Genomic DNA, 15,154 nt, shown 5'->3' on the forward strand with positions numbered 1-15,154 from the left:
GTGGGCCTGCGGTGAACCTAACAAGTGGCGGCCGCCCGGCTCACCGGATTTGCGCCCGGACGCGCGAGGTTGACGAATCCCCGCACCTCACTTGACCCGGGCGGCGATGATGCGCGCGCACTCCAGGGACTCGGTGTGCGAGGTGTCCACCTCCAGGTCGTACTCCACGCCCCGGTGGACCGACTCCGCCTGAGCGGCGGCCATCCCCCGCACCCGGTCCCCGCGCGCGATCTCGCGGCCCGCGGCGATGTCGGCGTCGCACTGCACGCCGACCCACAGCACGACCAGCCCCTCGAAGGCCGTGCGCCACTCCTCCTGGGAGGCCGCCCCGCCGAGGAAGACGTCGTCCACGACGATCCGGGCGCCCGCGCGGACCGTCGCGGCGACGCCCGACCGCCAGGCCGCCTGCAGGGTCCGGAACTCCGGGCCCACGATCACCCCGCCGTCCGGCGCGAACTCGATGCCCGCGGCCGAGGTGGTCAGGGACGCGGGCATCGAGTCGACCAGCGCGTCCACCCCGAACGCCAGCCACGGCTGGGGCAGCACCGCCTGCAGGCACCGTACGATCCCGGACTTGCCGGAGCTGGAGCCGCCGTTCAACACGATCACCTGAGTCGTCATCGCGCCACAGTAGGACGGGCCGCGCGACGACCCGGCGGTATTTTCCCATGGTTCCGCCGGCCTACGGGTGGCGACGGCGTCCGCGGGCAACCTGAGCGGTCGAGAACGCCAGGACGACGCCGACGGCGAGCGCGCCGGTCGCCAGGGCCCGGGAGGGGCGCTCGGCGAAGTACGCCCCGAAGCTGAGCCGGGAGCCCACGGAGGCGAACGACAGCACCGAGCCGGCCGACAGCGCGGATCCGATGGACAGCACGCTGGTGGCGGAGCCGAGGGAGAGGAGGGAGGCGGCGGACCCGACCGACAACGCGGAGGCGGCCGACCCGATCGACAGCACCGAGGAGGCGGAGCCGATGCACATGAACGAGTCCACCGAGCCGATGGACAGCACCGAGTTCTTCGAACAGAGGGAGAGCCGGGAACCGGAGCCGGGGCGGCCGCCGGCTGTTTGGGATCGAACGGATCGCGTCATGGACAGATCTTCTCAGTGCGGGGCGCGCTCGGCCCTGGTTGTTGACCCATCGTTCCGGTCATGTATGCCGTGGGGACGACGGACTCGGGTCCGACACGTGTCCGATGTCCCTGGCCATACCGGCCGAGACGGCAGCGACGACGTGAGCAAGGTGGTGGACAGCTGTGACCGGGCATGACCTGGACGGAGCCCTGCGGGTGGCCGTGGAGTTGGCCGAGTGGGCGTCGGACGCGATCCGCGGCGGGAACGGCGGTGCCGGTGGCCCGGTCCGGCAGAAGGCGAGCCCGGCGGACATCGTGACGGACACGGACGAGGCCGTGGAGACGCACGTCCGGTCGGTGCTGCGGCGGGAGTACCCGGAGTGGGGCATCGACGGCGAGGAGTACGGCGCCCAGGAGGGCGCGTCCGGCGCGCCGCACTGGGTGATCGACCCCGTGGACGGTACGACCAACTACGCCCACGGGCTCGGCTGGTGCTCCTTCTCGCTGGGCCTGGCGGAGCCGGACGGCTCACCGCTGCTGGGCGTGGTGGCGGACCCCTGGCGGCGTGAGGTGTTCACGGCGGTCCGGGGCGGCGGCGCCCACCTCAACGGCGTCCCGATCCACGCGGCGGACCACACGACGCTGACCGGCCATGTCTTCATGACGGAGTGGGCGGCACACGCGCACTGGCCCGGCCTGGACACCCTGCTCGCGCGGCTCTCGGCCCGCCTCTGCACGGCCCGCGTCATGGGCTCGACCGCCCTCTCCCTGGCCCAGGTCGCGGCAGGCCGCGCGACGGCCGCCGCGATCGGCGAGTTCCACCCGGTGGACGGCTTGCCCGCTCTCCTCATCGCCACCGAGGCGGGCGCGGTGGCGGTGCCCCAACTCCCGTCCTACGACGAGCCGTTGCTCTTGGTCGCACCGGGAGCGGCCGAGGAGGCCCTGGAGTTGTGGAGCGAGACGGTCGGCCGGGAGGGCGCCGGGGCCTAGCGGGCGGGGACGACGGGCCGATGGAGCTCACTGGTCCCCGACCGGTTTGAGGAGCCGGTCAGGGGCCCTTCCGGAGTCCGGGAGCAACCCCGAAGAGGGGCGCGGCGTCCGACCATGCGCCAAGCCGTGCCCGCGCGGGAAAAGATGTCCTCGTGTCGATGATCGTCGTACTCGGCGCCGCCCTCGGCGGCCTGCAGACAGCCCTGCTCCTGGCCCAGGACGGCCATGACGTGACCGTCCTCGAACGCGATCCGCAGCCACCGCCGACGGACCCGGAGGCGGGGTGGTCCCAGTGGGAGCGCCCCGGCATCCCCCAACTGCGCCTCGTCCATCTCCCGCTCGCCAGCTGGCTTCAGCAGGCCGAGTCGCAGCTGCCGGACCTGGTGGAGCGGATGACCGCTGCCGGCGCGGTGCGCATGAACGTGGTGGCGCCCGAGCCCGGTCTGGACGGCAGGCTGCGCGCGGACGACGCGCGGTTCGACACCCTCGCCGCCCGGCGTCCGCTCCTGGAGTCCGCGGCTCTCCACGCGGCCGAGGCGGCCGGCATCCGGATCCGGTGGGGTGTCAGCTGGCTCGGGCTGCGCGCCACCGAAGGCGGTCGGGTACCGCACGTGACCGGCGTGGAGACGACCGTGGGCGGGATGCCGGCGGATCTGGTCGTCGACTGCACCGGGCGCAGGTCCCGGCTCCCCGCCCGACTGCGGGAGATCGGCGTGCCGGGGGCGTTGGAGGAGTCCGGCGAGCGCGGATTCACGTATCACAGCCGCTACTTCCGCTCCCCAGACGGCGCCCTGCCCGCCGACACGTTCCCGCTGGTCGTCGAGCACGGCTCGCTCGGTCTCCTGCGCATCCCCGCCGACCACGGCACGTACTCGCTGGGCCTCATCAGCCGCACCGACGACCACGAACTGCGCGAGCTGCTGCGCGACGAGGCCGCGTGGACGGCGGCGGTACGCCTGTTCCCGGGCGCGGGTCCGTGGCTGGCGGGACGGCCCATCACCGACGGAGTACAGACCATGGCCCGCCTCACCCACCGCAGGCGGACTCTGTACGACGTCGAACAGCCCCTCGTGACCGGGCTGGTGGCGATCGGGGACGCCTGGGCCCTCACCGTGCCGACGGTCGGGCGCGGTCTGGCGATGAGCCTGCACCACAGCGTCATCCTGCGCGATCTGCTGCGCGAGCGGACGGGCACGGGCGACCCGGCGGACTTCGCGGCGGCGTTCGGCAGGGCGACGAACGACGGGCTGGGACGGGCGTACCGGCAGACCGTCGCCTACACCCGGCACCGGCTCGCCGAGATGGACGCGCACGAGGCCGGCCGGCCCTACGAGCACCCCGACTGGGTCCGCGCCCGGGCCCTGGGACGGCTGGCCCAGCGTGACCCGGACGCCCTGCGCGCCGAACGGGCCGCGGCGCATCTGCTGCCCGGTGCGCACGAGGAACTGCGCGCCCCCTCGCTCACCGACGCCGTCGCCCGCCTGGTGACCGAGGCGAAGGGCCTCATGCCGCCGGGCCCCTCACGCGCGGAACTCCTCGACGCCCTCACCTCCTGACCGGCGGGCCTGGCGTGGTCATACTGTGCGCATGCGTCTCGGGGTGGTCGTCGCGGTCCTCTACTGCGTGCAGTTCAGCCGGGAGTTGAGCGACGCCGAGGTCGAGCGGATCGCGCGCATGATCCTGGAACGGCCCTTCTACGACCTCACCGCCGAGGAGCAGTACGAGGACATCGAGGCGGCTGTCACGGCAGCGTCCTGGGAGGACGATCTGTCCTGGCAGCCGCATGACGAACCGTCCGTCCGGGACTTCCTGCGGCGACTGCTGGCGCACCTGGACGCGCAACGGCCTTGGCAGGAGCCGCCGTTCCGCGATCTCGGCCTCGACCGCTGGGCGGAGTTCAAGTCCGGTGCGCTGCTGGCCAGGGTGCGGCTGTACGCCCCCTCGCAGGACCGGCTGCACGCGCGTCTGCGTACCGTGCCGGGTGATCCGGAGGGGCTGCGGGCGGTGGTGCTGCGGCTGCGGTCCGGGGACGAAGTCGCCCTCGTGGCACCGCCGTTGCCGGACGGGTACGACGCGGAGCTGAGGGCGGCGGCGCCCCATCGGACCGCGGCCGAGGTGATCGAGGCGTTCCTCACCCATACGGGATACGAGCGCGAGCGCGTGTCTCCGGTGGCGCGGCGGAGGCCGTGGGGACGGGGCCGGCGCTGAGCGACTCGCCCGCGCCGGGGTCTGGCAGTCGGTGCGCTCAGCTCGGGCGAGGGTGCAGTCGGGCCGTCATGACTGCCACGTCGTCGTCCGCTCGGTCCGCGTCGAGGTGGGTGAGGATCTCGTCGAGGACCGCGGTCACGTCCTGGCCGGGGCGCAGGTGCAGGTGGGCGAGGCGGGACAGGGAGGCGTCGATGTCCTCGCCACGGCGTTCGACGAGTCCGTCGGTGAACATCACCAGGGTGTCGTCGGGGGCGAGGGCGAGGCTGGTGGTCTCGTAGTCGGCGAAGCCCGTGCCGAGCGGTGGGCCGACGGGCAGGGTGATGAGCTCGCCGGTGCCGTCGCGGTGGAAGACGGCGGGCGGCAGATGGCCCGCGGTGGCGAAGGCGGCCGTGCCGCGCGCGGGGTCCACCAGGGCCAGCAGGCAGGTCGCGGGGCGGCGGTTGCCGTCCTTGGACATGGCCGCGTCCATCTGACGCAGGATGCGATGCGGGGGCAGGTCGGTGGAGGCGACGTAGCGCAGCATCGAGCGGTAGGCGTTCATGTCGACCGCCGCGTCCAGGCCATGCCCTATGACGTCGCCGATCACCAGGAGCGTGCGGCCGTAGTGCAGGCGTACGGTCTCGAACCAGTCCCCGCCGACCACGGCGTTGCTGCCGGTCGGCAGGTAGCGGGTGGCCATGTCGAGGTTGGGGTGGGGGCGGCTGGGTTCGGCGAGCAGGACCTCCTGGAGGTTGAACGCCGTGTCCCTGAGGCGTCGGTGTTCCGCCGCGTGGTGCAGGTGGGCGGCGGTCAGGCGGGCCGTGTAGTGGATCGCGGCGGCCTCGTCGTCGTCGAAGGCCGGGCCGGTACGGACCGCGAGGAGTGCGCCGTAGGCCCGTTCCCAGGCCAGGAGCGGGACGGACAGGGCGGCCACGGGTTCCTCGTCGTCGGGGGTGAACGAGGCCGTGATGGGGCGGCCCGCGTCCAGCGCCCGGACCAGGATGTCGCCGCGGGGCACGTGCTGGAGGTTGTCCAGGAGGGTGCGGCGGCCCGCGGACGCGACGGCGCGCAGCGCGCCGCGGTCGCCCTCCTGCGCGGGCTTGTCCGCGAACGGTTCCCTGAACTCGTCGGGGAAGAGGTCCACGGCCGCCGCGTCGCACAGTTCCTCGACGAGGAACCCGGCGCACTCAGCCGCCGTCCTGCGTTCGTCGAGCGTCGTTCCGATCACGCCGACGGCCCGCTGCGCGAGGGCGAATCGATCCGCCTCGTCCGCCGCGGTCCCGGCCATCCGGTCACCGTCCAACACCTTCCCCTTCCGCCGTGACCATCCCAGCACCAGTACGCCCGATCGAGCGGTAATGACCCGTCCGTGGTGCGGTGGGCGTGGCCGGACCGTCGGCGTCTCAGACCCGGTCGGCGAGGAAGGCGTCGAGTGCGGCGGTCAGCTCCGCGGGCTTCTCCACCGGCAGTTCGTGGCCTGCGTCGATGATCCGGACGACCGCGTCCGGGATGCCCTTGGCCATCCGGAGCATCTGCGACAGCGGCAGTTGGATGTCGTGGTAGCCGTGCACGATGAGAGTAGGCGCCTGGATCTCGCCCAGCCGGTCGAGGACGTCGAAGGCGCGCATGGCGCCGTACAACGTCATCACCACCTCCTTGGGCGTGGCCTCGGAGGCCGCGATGTACTTGCGGATCTCCTCGCGCGGGTAGCCCGGGGCGAAGGCCCGCTGGATGTTCGTGGCGACGAACAGTTTGAAGGGCAGGAGCGTCGACACGCCCATCAGCAGGCCCCGGGCCCAGCTGTACGTCATGCGGCTGATCGAGTCGACCAGCACCAGGCGCTCGACCCGCTCGGCGTGGTCCAGGGTGATGGTCTGGGCGATCATCCCGCCCATGGAGTGGCCGATCAGGATGCACCGGTCGATCTCCAGGTGGTCGAGCAGGGCGAGGACATCACGCGCCAGCTCCGCCACGGTCCGCACTCCCGCGCCCGTGCTCTCGCCGTGGCCGCGCAGGTCCAGCCGTACGACCCGCCGCTGCCCGGCGAAATGCGCGAACTGGTGGTCCCAGCGATGCCGGTCGGCCGTCCAGCCGTGCACGAACACCAAGGGCACACCGTCGCCCTCGCGGGGACCTTCGTCGTCGTACGTCAGGGCTGCGCCGTCGACTTCGAACTGCGGCATGCGTGTCTCCTGGATGCGGTGCGATGCGGTGAAGTCGGTGGCGGCACGACAAGAGGCCGTCCACGGAATCCGTTTCGCGCGCAATCCAACCGTGCGTCATTCGGGGCGGGCCAACCGGGGTCGCCTAGATCCGCACCGCCGACCCCCGCTCGCTCATCACCGGCGCGCACAGGATCCGCTTCCGCCTCACCCGTTTCCCCTCGATCGCCGCGACCGTCAGCCGCGCCGCCTCCGCGGCGATGCCGGCCTGGCCCCAGCCGACGGTGGTCAGCGGCGGGGTCAGCACGCGGGACACGGGGTGGTCGTCGAAGCCGACGACAGAGACGTCACGGCCGACCTCCAGCGAGACCTCGGCCGCGGCGGCGTAGACCCCGTAGGCCAGGGAGTCGGAGAAGCAGAAGACGGCGGTCGCGGGCCGCGGGCCCTCCAGCACTCGGCGAGCCACCGCCGTCGCCTCGCCCAACTCCTGGGGGCAGGGGACGAGTTCGGTATGCAGGCCCAGGCGCTCGGCCGCTTCGGAGACGTAGACGTCGGCGGGCCGGTCGGGGGTGCTGGGGCGGGTCGGGGTCAGCACGGTGACCCGGCGGTGGCCGAGTCCGTGCAGGTACTCCAGGACGGCGTCGATGCCGGCGCGGTTGTCGAAGATGACCTGCCCGGCCGTGCGGGCCTTCTGGAGGGAGTCGCCGACGGCCACCACGGGAAGGGCCTCGGCCAGCGCGGCCCACTCCTCGGCCGAGGGGTCGACCGGCGACACCAGCAGCGCGTCGACCCGCTGGTCGCGCAACTGCTTGGCGAGCGCCAACTCGCGGTGGGGGTCGCCGCCCGCGTCGACGGTCAGCGCGTAGCGATCGCAGGCCAGCAGTTCCCGGCCGATGGCGGCCATCAGCTGCTGCTGCCACAGGTCACTGAGGTCGCCCGCGAGCACGCCGACCATGCTGGTGCGGCCGCTCGCCAGGGCGCGGGCGATGGGGTCTGCCTCGTAGCCGAGTTCGGCGGCCGCCCTGCGGACCCGTTCCTCCGTCTCCTTGGAGACCTGTTTGCCGCGCAGGGCATAGGAGACGGCGGCGGTGGAGAGACCGGTGGCCTCGGCCACCTCCCGGAGGGTGGTGCGCTTTGCGGGCCTGGCCATGTACGGAAGCCTACCGGGGCCGTTCCGCCCGGTCGGGCCGCCGCGCCCGCGCGTCTACTCGTGCCCTTGACACACACTCTTGTTAATCGCTTAACTTAACCGCATCAGTGAAGCGCTTAACTAGATATCGACCGAGCCCCGTTCACGCCGCGCTCACAAGGACCGCCCCGTGCCCACCGACGTCCACCAGCACTTCTGGCCACCCGAGTTCACCGAACTGCTCCGCGCCCGCACGACACCCCCGCACCTCGACGGCTGGACCCTGCACCTGACGGGCGAGCCGCCGTACGAGGTCGACCCCGCGGACCACGACCTCGCGACCCGCACCCGCCTGGCCGACGCCGACGGCCTCGACCTGGCGCTGGTGTCGCTCTCGAGCGCGCTGGGCATCGAGTACCTGCCGCTCGCCGAGGCCGAGCCGCTGCTCACGGCGTTCCACGACGGCGTCCTCGCGCTCCCGCCACCGTTCGGCGCCTGGGCCTCGGTCTGCCTGTCGACGCCGGATCCGGAAGCGGTCGAGCGCGAACTCCGGCGCGGCTGCGTGGGACTCCAACTCCCCGCCACCGCACTGCTGGACGAGGCCGGCTGGCAGCACTGCGCGCCGCTCCTGGACGTCCTCACCCGTCACGACAAGCCCCTCTTCGTGCACCCCGGAGTCGCCCCGCCGACGCCCGGCGCTCCCCCGTGGTGGGCCGCACTGGTCCCCTATCTCCAGCAGATGCACGCGGCTTGGTTCGCCTTCCGGGCCTTCGGCCGCGCACGTCACCCGCGCCTGCGTGTCTGTTTCGCCGCGCTCGCCGGTCTGGCGCCGCTGCACGGCGAACGGTTCGCAGCCCGCGGGGGCGGACGCGGCGAGGTGGACTTCGACGCGTTCTACGAGACCTCGTCGTACGGCACGCGCGCGGTGGACGCGCTCGTGCGGGCCGTCGGCATCGACGTGCTCGTCGCCGGCAGCGACCGCCCCTACGCCACCCCCGCCGACCTCGGTGCGGACGCCGCCGCCCACGCCGTGCGCACCGTCAACCCCGCCCGCCTCCTGAAGGGAGCCACCCGATGACGTACGACGCCCTGCCCGACCGCTCACTCGACAAGCGCGAACTCCAGGCGCTCGTGGACGAACTCGCCGCGCGCCCTGACCTGTGGCGCGAGCAGGTCGCGTTCTCCGACGAACAGCGGCACTACGCCTCTCTGTACCGCGACGAGTACGTCGACGTCTGGCTGCTCTGCTGGACCAGGCAGAACGACACCGGGTGGCACGACCACGACATCTCCTCCGGCGCCGTCGGCGTCGTCCAGGGCGCGCTCAACGAGTCCAACCCGCGCATCGGCGGCACGCATCTGTCCGTCACCGTCCCCGCGGGCCAGTCCTTCTGCTTCGGCCCGGAACACATCCACCGCCTCACCGGGGCGACGGACGACGCGGTGTCCATCCACGCGTACTCGCCGCCGCTGTGGCGTCTTGGCCAGTACGACATCACCGAGGACGGGCTGATGCGCCGCATCTCCGTCTCGTACGCGGACGAACTGCGGCCGTTGGACGCGCCGGCCGCCTGAGGAACTGCGGCTGAGCCTCCAACACCCGCTGCAGCGGTCAGAGTTCACGCGTCCGTACGTGCACGTGACCGGCGAGGGGGTACGCCGGCGGGGCCGCAGGCAAGAGCGCGGTCAGTTCGTACCGGCTCTTCTGGGCGACGCGGCATGAGGCCGTGTTGTCCAACTGGTGCACGAGTTCAAGGCGCGTCAGTCCCTCACCGCCTTCACCGGGGAAGGCGGTGAAGGCCCAGTCCGTGAGGGCCTGCAGTGCTCTGGGCGCCACACCCCGGCCGCGCGCGTGCGCCGCGGTCCAGTAGCCGACCTCGGCGGACGAAGCACCCGGCGTGACGTTCTTGAGGACCACGTGCCCCGCCAACTGCTCCTCATGACCGGTGGCTTGGGATTCCACGACGGCGAATCCGAAACGCTCCCCCGTCTCCCTTCCCCGTTGCTGCTCCTGTATCCACCGCGCCGCGCTCGCCTCGTCGTTCACAGCCGAGCTCGTCCAACGGCGCAGGACGTCATCGCGATACAGCTCAACGAGCTCGGCGGCATCCGCCAGGCTCCAAGGACGCAGGATGAGGGCCGAGGCTGACGGTGTGGGGCTTTGGGGCTGTTGCGTCATCACGCCGCCCGTGTGCGCAGAGCTGTGACGGACCAGTCGATCAGCGGGGCGAGGCGGTCCGGCGCCGGCCAGCCGTTGATCAGTGCGAGCAGTTGGAGGTAGCGGTCCCTGCGTGGATCGCTCGCGGCTTCCAGACGGCGCAGCAGCCACCCGTACGGTGTGAGGTCGTCGGGGCGGCCGTGGACGAGCGCGCATTGAGCGGTCAGCGCCGCGACGACCGGATCGGCCTGGGGCGAATCCGGGCTGATGCGGGACGCCACGGCTGGTCCGACGAGATCGCGAGTGAAGGCGACGATGTCCGGGCGCGGTCGGGTGGGGGCGCCGTCGGGCAGGCCGGTCACATGGTCTTCGGTCAGACGCCGCACACTGGCGCGGAAGTCCGGGTTCAGTGAGAGCTCGGCCAGCTCCACCCACGCGCTGACCTGCTCGTCTGTTGGGTTGTCGGGCAGTTCGGGTGTCATGGAGCGCCGAGCTCCGGCAAGGCGGGAGTCGCTGCGCGGGCCGCCGAAGACGCTGTCGAGGAAGTCGTCGATCAGGCGTCGGCGTTCGGCTTCGGACAGCGTGGCCAGCTGGTGCATGAGTTCCATCTCCTCGGGGGTGGGCTCGCGTTCGGCGGCGGCCGTCAGCACCGCCCGTCGCAGACGCAGGATGCTGATCTGTACGTCCAGTGCGGCGGCGTGCTCCGCGGCGACTTCACCGAGCGTGAGTTCTTGATCCACGACTTGCCGGATCGTGTCGAGGCCGAGCCCCAGTTCTCGAAGTGTCCGCACGAACGCAAGGCGAGCGACGGCCTCCGGGGCGTAGCGCCGGTAGCCGGTGTGAGTGCGGTCGGCAGGCGTCACGATGCCGCGATCGGAATAGAACCGGATCGTCTTGACCGTCAGCCCAGTGCGCCGGGCCAGTTCACCGATCGAATAGAGGGTGCCGCCGTCCATGACCCCACCCTCCCGTCTCCCCCTGCGGGAGACTCAAGTCTGCGCCCTACGCCTCCCCGGATCCGGCGAATCCGCTCGAAACGCCGTTCGAGACCGTGGCACGATGTACCGCATGACGACGAACCGAAAGGTCCATGCCGCGTAGACGGCCAGGACAGATCCGTGCCGGCGCCCACGGGACGACGGGTGCGAGTCCAGTCATCGACGGCCTGTCTTCGCGTGCGCTGTCCGAGATCATCCGGCTCGAGCACACCCGCAACTATCTGCAGCCAGGCGACGTCAGCGCGGCTGTGGGCCTGTGGAAGGACTACGTCCACCAGCCCGAGCGCGATCTGTGGCAGGACTTCGAGCGGGGCAATGTCCACTGGTACTGCTGCGGCAGCCCTCTCGAAGCCCGAGCCCTCCTCGACACCGTGATGCAGGCCCTATCGCCACGAAGCGCCCGCGAACTTCGAAAGATCGTCAAGCGGTCAGATGCCGTCTGGGACCTTCCGTCCCCGCCCTACGACGCGGACGGAAGACAAGGAACAAGCTGAGGCGACCGACGCGGAACGCACGACAGGGCGGGTGGCCTGAACAGGCCACCCGCTCTGGCCTGTTCAGAGGCCTCACCCTGCCACCCGGCACCCTCCACGCCCCCGTCACCCCGTTCACACGGCTTTAACTCGCGGGACATGAGGGGGAATCCGGGACCACTGAGCATGATTTTGGATCCAATCCAGCGCAGATTAAATCCACTTTCAGGTTCGGTGCCCGAGGAGGCTCCCATGCCCGACCAATCACCTGGATCGCCCTCGCAGGCGGTATCGCGCCGGACGATGCTCCGGGGGGCGAGCCTGCTCGGGGTGGGCGTGGGGTTCGGGTTGCCCGCCCTGCTCAGCGCCTGCGGTGCCGCGGCCGACGACGCGCAGGCCGGTGGCAAGGGCGGCACGCTCACGCTGGCCATCGATGCGACCAGCGCCGTCAACGACCCTGCCTTCTATACGTCGTTGGGCGACTGGATGGCCGTCGACTGCATCTGTCGCGGTCTGACGTTCATCTCCTTCGAGACCAACGAGCCGACTCCCGACCTGGCGAAGAGCTGGACGCTGTCGGACGACCGGCTGACGTACACCTTCACCCTGCGCGAGGGCGTGAAGTTCCACGACGGCACCACGCTGACCTCGGCCGACGTACTGGCCAGCCTGGGGCGGCAGTTCGACCCCGACGACAAGACGCTGCCCAAGGGCGCCACCCGGCCGCTCGCCAGTCTCGGTGCCAACGTCGACTCGCTCACCGCGCCCGACGACCTGACCGTGAAGATGGTCCTGAAGAAGCCCGACCGAACCGTGCTCGGCAAGCTGTCGGACATCGGCGGGCGGGTCATCTCGAAGGCCGCGCTGGACAAGTACGGCGCCGACATCGGCAAACACCTCGTAGGCACCGGGCCGTTCGCGTTCTCCACCGCCGCCTCGGGGCAGTCCATCACGCTCAAGGCCTTCGACGGTTTCCGGCTCGGCAAGCCACCCATCGACCGGCTGGTGCTGCGCCAGGTCCAGGACCCGTCCACGATCGTCAGTTCGCTGCTCAGTGGTGATGTCTCCGCGACGCAGTTCGCGCCGTACTCCGCTGTCTCGCAGCTGCGCAAGGACACCTCCGTGAAGGTGTACGACACCCCGCAGAACGCCGACGCGATCATGATGATCGACGCCCGCCGCATCCCCGAACTCAAGGTGCGCAAGGCCATCAACCTCGCCATCAACCGCAAGGCCATCCTCCAGCAGGCCTTCTACGGCGTCGGCGCGGAACCCAAGGGCTACGCCATCCCGCCCGCCCAGGCCGGCTACGACACCGCGCTCGCCGACCTCAGCACCCAGGACACCGCGCAGGCCAAGAGACTCGTCGCCGAGGCCGGCGCCAGCGGTCGCACGATCCGGCTCATGGCGGCCAGTGACTCGTGGCACCCCAAGGCGGCCCAGATCATCGCCCAGAACCTCACCGACGTCGGCTTCAAGGTCGCCACCACCTCCGTCGACCCGGCCACCTACTTCAGCCGGCTGCTCGACAAGGACGACGACTACCACGACCTGATGATCTGGGAACGCAATACCTACGTGCCCGACCCCGACGACATGGTCGGCGCCATGGCCAGCCCCACCAGCATCTACGGCTCCAAGCTCTCCGGCATGGACACCCTCGCGGGCGCGACCTCGCTCGCCGACGACCTGTACGAGGCCAAGAACCTCACCGACACCAAGAAGCGCACGGCCGCCTATACGAGGATCCAGCGCACCTGGGCCGAGGAGTACATGGTCCTGTCGATGCTGGCCTGCTTCAGCAACCTGGTCGTCAGCGGCTCACGCGTGAAGGGCATGAACACCGACGCGCTGGCCAACCACCGCTGCTACATGGAGAAAGCCAGTGTCTGACACCCGGGCCGCGGCGGACGCCGTCGCGGCGGGTGGCACGGCAGACGATACGACCGGCTCTGCAGGCAATACGACCGGCTCCGCAGGCGATACGGCCGGTGGTGCGGCGCCTCTCGTGGGGGCGTCGCCCGTCCCGTCCTCACGCGCTGCGGGCCGGAGCGTGATCCGGTCGCTGCGCGGGCGGAAGCTGGCCCGGTCCTGGCCCGCCATGCTGTCCTGGCTGCTGCTGATCGGGCTGACCCTCGTCGCGCTCGTCGGGCCTCTCCTCGTATCGGCCGATCCGCTGCGGCAGACGTCCTCGGCGCTGCTGTCGCCCGGTGCGGCGGGGCATCCGCTGGGGACCGACGACCTGGGCCGCGACGAGCTGGCCCGGCTGGTGCACGGGGCCCGGCCGCTGCTGCTGGTGTCGTTCGCGGCGACCGCGCTGGCCGCCGGGGTCGGCACGCTGATCGGTCTGGTGGCCGGGTATGCGGGCGGGATCGTCGAGCAGGTGCTGATGCGGCTGGTCGATCTGGCGCTCGCCTTCCCGTCCATCCTGCTCGTGATCCTGCTGGTGGCCGCCGCCGGCCCGGGCACGGTCAGTCTGGTCTTCGGCATCGGCATCTCGCTCGCGCCGGGGCTCGCCCGGCTGGCGAGGGCGCTCACCGCCCGCGAGGCCGCCCGCGACTACGTCGTCGCCGCCCGGATCGGCGGCACCGGCGTCCCCCGCATCCTCGTCCGCGAACTGCTCCCGAACATCGGCGGTCCGCTGCTCGCACAGGTCGTCATGACGCTGTCCATCGCGGCCGGGTTCGCGGCCGGACTGTCCTATCTGGGGCTCGGCATCCAGCCGCCGACGCCCGACTGGGGCTACATGGTGCAGGCGGGCCAGGAGTTCCTCTTCTCGGCGCCCCGACTGGTGGTCCTGCCCGCCCTGTTCACGCTGCTGTTCGTCGTCGCCTGCAACTTCGTCGGCGACGACCTGCGCGACGCCCTCGACCCGCGGGGCACGGCATGAGCGCCGGGACGAGCACGGTCGTACGCCCGCGGCTGCCCAGGCTGTCGCGCCCGAGGTGGCTGTCGGGGTCGGTGTGGGTGTTCCTGCGCCGGCTCGCCGTGATCCCGGTCGTCCTGTTCGCGCTCTCCTCGCTCGTCTTCCTGGCCGTACGTCTGCTGCCGGGCTCCCCCGCGACCTCGCTCGCGGCGGGCGGAAACTCCACCTCCGCCCAGCAGTTCGACATCAACCAGGAACGCGTCACCAAGGCGCTCGGCCTCGATCAGCCGCTGCTGACGCAGTACGGCCATTTCCTCGACGACCTGGTGCATCTGCGCCTGGGCACCTCCTTCTACGGCTCCAACAGCGTGCTCGGGCTGCTCGGTGACGCCCTCCCCGCCACCGTCGAGCTGACCCTCGCGGCGATGACCGTCGCCGTGCTGATCGGTGTGCTCAGCGGGGTCATCGCCGCGCTGCGCAAGGGGAGTTGGGTCGACACCTCGACCCGGGCCGTGGCCACCGTCAGCTTCTCGCTGCCGTGGTTCGCGCTGGGCGTGCTGGGCATCGTGGTGTTCGGCGTGTGGCTGCGCTGGCTCCCGGTGCTCGGGCGGCTGCCCAGTTCCCTCGACTACACCCCCACCACCAACTTCGTGCTGCTGGACGCGATCCTCCAGGACCGGCCCGAGCTGGTCTGGCCATGGATCCAGCATCTGATCCTGCCCGCCGTCACCCTCGCGCTGTCGATGGCCGGCTTCATCACCCGGATCGTGCGCGCCTCCGTACTGGAAGTGCTCGACGACGACTTCGTGCGCACCGCCCGGATGAAAGGCCTGTCGGAGGGCGTGGTGGTCCGCCGGCACGTGCTGCGCAACGCGTGGCTGCCGATCGTCACCGTGCTGGGGCTGCAGTTCGGCTCGCTGCTCGGCGGTTCGGTCATCACCGAGACGGTCTTCTCCTATCCCGGTGTCGGCCGGCTGCTCGTGCAGGGCGTGCTGCAGCGCGACTACCCGGTGGTGCAGGGCGCCGCGCTCGCCATCGCCCTGCTGTTCACGCTCGTCAACCACGCGGTGGACCTGCTCTACACGGTCCTCGATCCGCGGATACGGAAAGGATGATCGGG

Annotated in this window: 16 protein-coding genes; 9 read left to right on the forward strand and 7 right to left on the reverse strand. The window is 71.2% G+C overall.

All coding sequences use genetic code 11. The features are described 5' to 3' along the window. Positions 1–87: 87 nt before the first annotated feature. The gene (cpt, locus tag ACWDR3_RS19885) at positions 88–621 is read right to left on the reverse strand and encodes a chloramphenicol phosphotransferase CPT (protein WP_450353809.1); all 534 of its coding nucleotides are present in this window, start codon (positions 619–621) and stop codon (positions 88–90) included. A gap of 61 nt (positions 622–682) precedes the next feature. Then, positions 683–1,090 carry a hypothetical protein gene (locus ACWDR3_RS19890; RefSeq protein ID WP_450353810.1) on the reverse strand — a complete coding sequence of 136 codons (408 nt, stop codon included), beginning with the start codon at positions 1,088–1,090 and terminating at the stop codon, positions 683–685. Positions 1,091–1,254: 164 nt separating this feature from the next. On the opposite strand from ACWDR3_RS19890, the gene ACWDR3_RS19895 reads away from it, so the two are divergent. The 3 genes from ACWDR3_RS19895 (at position 1,255) to ACWDR3_RS19905 (ending at position 4,269) form a co-directional block, all read left to right on the forward strand. After that, entirely contained in the window at positions 1,255–2,061 is an 807-nt protein-coding gene (locus ACWDR3_RS19895) for an inositol monophosphatase family protein (protein WP_450353811.1), read from the forward strand. A 158-nt stretch (positions 2,062–2,219) separates the two neighbouring features. Continuing rightward, positions 2,220–3,617, forward strand: coding sequence for an FAD-dependent oxidoreductase (locus tag ACWDR3_RS19900; protein ID WP_450353812.1), 1,398 nt, complete (start codon positions 2,220–2,222; stop codon positions 3,615–3,617). Positions 3,618–3,648: 31 nt separating this feature from the next. Next, positions 3,649–4,269: a hypothetical protein gene (locus ACWDR3_RS19905; protein WP_450353813.1), complete on the forward strand. Its 621-nt coding sequence runs from the start codon at positions 3,649–3,651 to the stop codon at positions 4,267–4,269. Positions 4,270–4,306: 37 nt separating this feature from the next. On the opposite strand, the gene ACWDR3_RS19910 is transcribed toward ACWDR3_RS19905, so the two are convergent. The 3 genes from ACWDR3_RS19910 to ACWDR3_RS19920 form a co-directional block, all read right to left on the reverse strand. Next, positions 4,307–5,536: a PP2C family protein-serine/threonine phosphatase gene (locus tag ACWDR3_RS19910; RefSeq protein ID WP_450353814.1), complete on the reverse strand. Its 1,230-nt coding sequence runs from the start codon at positions 5,534–5,536 to the stop codon at positions 4,307–4,309. Positions 5,537–5,651: 115 nt separating this feature from the next. Further along, on the reverse strand, positions 5,652–6,431 hold the full coding sequence (locus ACWDR3_RS19915) for an alpha/beta fold hydrolase (RefSeq protein ID WP_450353815.1): 780 nt from the start codon (positions 6,429–6,431) through the stop codon (positions 5,652–5,654). Positions 6,432–6,555: 124 nt separating this feature from the next. Further along, a complete protein-coding gene (locus ACWDR3_RS19920) occupies positions 6,556–7,560 on the reverse strand; it encodes a LacI family DNA-binding transcriptional regulator (protein ID WP_401724626.1) in 1,005 nt (334 codons plus the stop codon). Positions 7,561–7,729: 169 nt separating this feature from the next. Between ACWDR3_RS19920 and ACWDR3_RS19925 the strand changes: the two genes are divergently transcribed. Further along, positions 7,730–8,617, forward strand: a complete 888-nt coding sequence (locus ACWDR3_RS19925; protein WP_450353816.1) for an amidohydrolase family protein — start codon at positions 7,730–7,732, stop codon at positions 8,615–8,617. Continuing rightward, positions 8,614–9,114 carry a cysteine dioxygenase gene (locus ACWDR3_RS19930; RefSeq protein WP_401724631.1) on the forward strand — a complete coding sequence of 167 codons (501 nt, stop codon included), beginning with the start codon at positions 8,614–8,616 and terminating at the stop codon, positions 9,112–9,114. The genes ACWDR3_RS19925 and ACWDR3_RS19930 overlap by 4 nt, the downstream gene beginning before the upstream one ends. Positions 9,115–9,151: 37 nt before the next feature. On the opposite strand, the gene ACWDR3_RS19935 is transcribed toward ACWDR3_RS19930, so the two are convergent. Beyond that, positions 9,152–9,718, reverse strand: a complete 567-nt coding sequence (locus ACWDR3_RS19935; protein WP_450353817.1) for a GNAT family N-acetyltransferase — start codon at positions 9,716–9,718, stop codon at positions 9,152–9,154. Next, positions 9,718–10,653 (reverse strand): MerR family transcriptional regulator, encoded by a 936-nt coding sequence (locus ACWDR3_RS19940; protein ID WP_450353818.1) that lies wholly within the window; start codon positions 10,651–10,653, stop codon positions 9,718–9,720. The genes ACWDR3_RS19935 and ACWDR3_RS19940 overlap by 1 nt, the downstream gene beginning before the upstream one ends. A gap of 134 nt (positions 10,654–10,787) precedes the next feature. Here ACWDR3_RS19940 and ACWDR3_RS19945 point away from each other — a divergent pair, with 134 nt between their 5' ends. The 4 genes from ACWDR3_RS19945 to ACWDR3_RS19960 all read left to right on the forward strand — a co-directional run bounded on the left by ACWDR3_RS19945 (position 10,788) and on the right by ACWDR3_RS19960 (position 15,149). Next, the gene (locus tag ACWDR3_RS19945; RefSeq protein WP_450353819.1) at positions 10,788–11,189 is read left to right on the forward strand and encodes a hypothetical protein; all 402 of its coding nucleotides are present in this window, start codon (positions 10,788–10,790) and stop codon (positions 11,187–11,189) included. Positions 11,190–11,420: 231 nt separating this feature from the next. Further along, the gene (locus tag ACWDR3_RS19950) at positions 11,421–13,061 is read left to right on the forward strand and encodes an ABC transporter substrate-binding protein (RefSeq protein ID WP_450353820.1); all 1,641 of its coding nucleotides are present in this window, start codon (positions 11,421–11,423) and stop codon (positions 13,059–13,061) included. A 160-nt stretch (positions 13,062–13,221) separates the two neighbouring features. Beyond that, complete coding sequence (locus tag ACWDR3_RS19955; protein WP_450353821.1) at positions 13,222–14,058, forward strand: ABC transporter permease; 837 nt, start codon at positions 13,222–13,224, stop codon at positions 14,056–14,058. Then, the gene (locus ACWDR3_RS19960; protein ID WP_450353822.1) at positions 14,055–15,149 is read left to right on the forward strand and encodes an ABC transporter permease; all 1,095 of its coding nucleotides are present in this window, start codon (positions 14,055–14,057) and stop codon (positions 15,147–15,149) included. Before ACWDR3_RS19955 ends, ACWDR3_RS19960 begins: the two co-directional genes overlap by 4 nt. The last annotated feature ends 5 nt before the right edge of the window (positions 15,150–15,154 follow it).

This window comes from Streptomyces sp. NPDC001002, assembly GCF_053599215.1.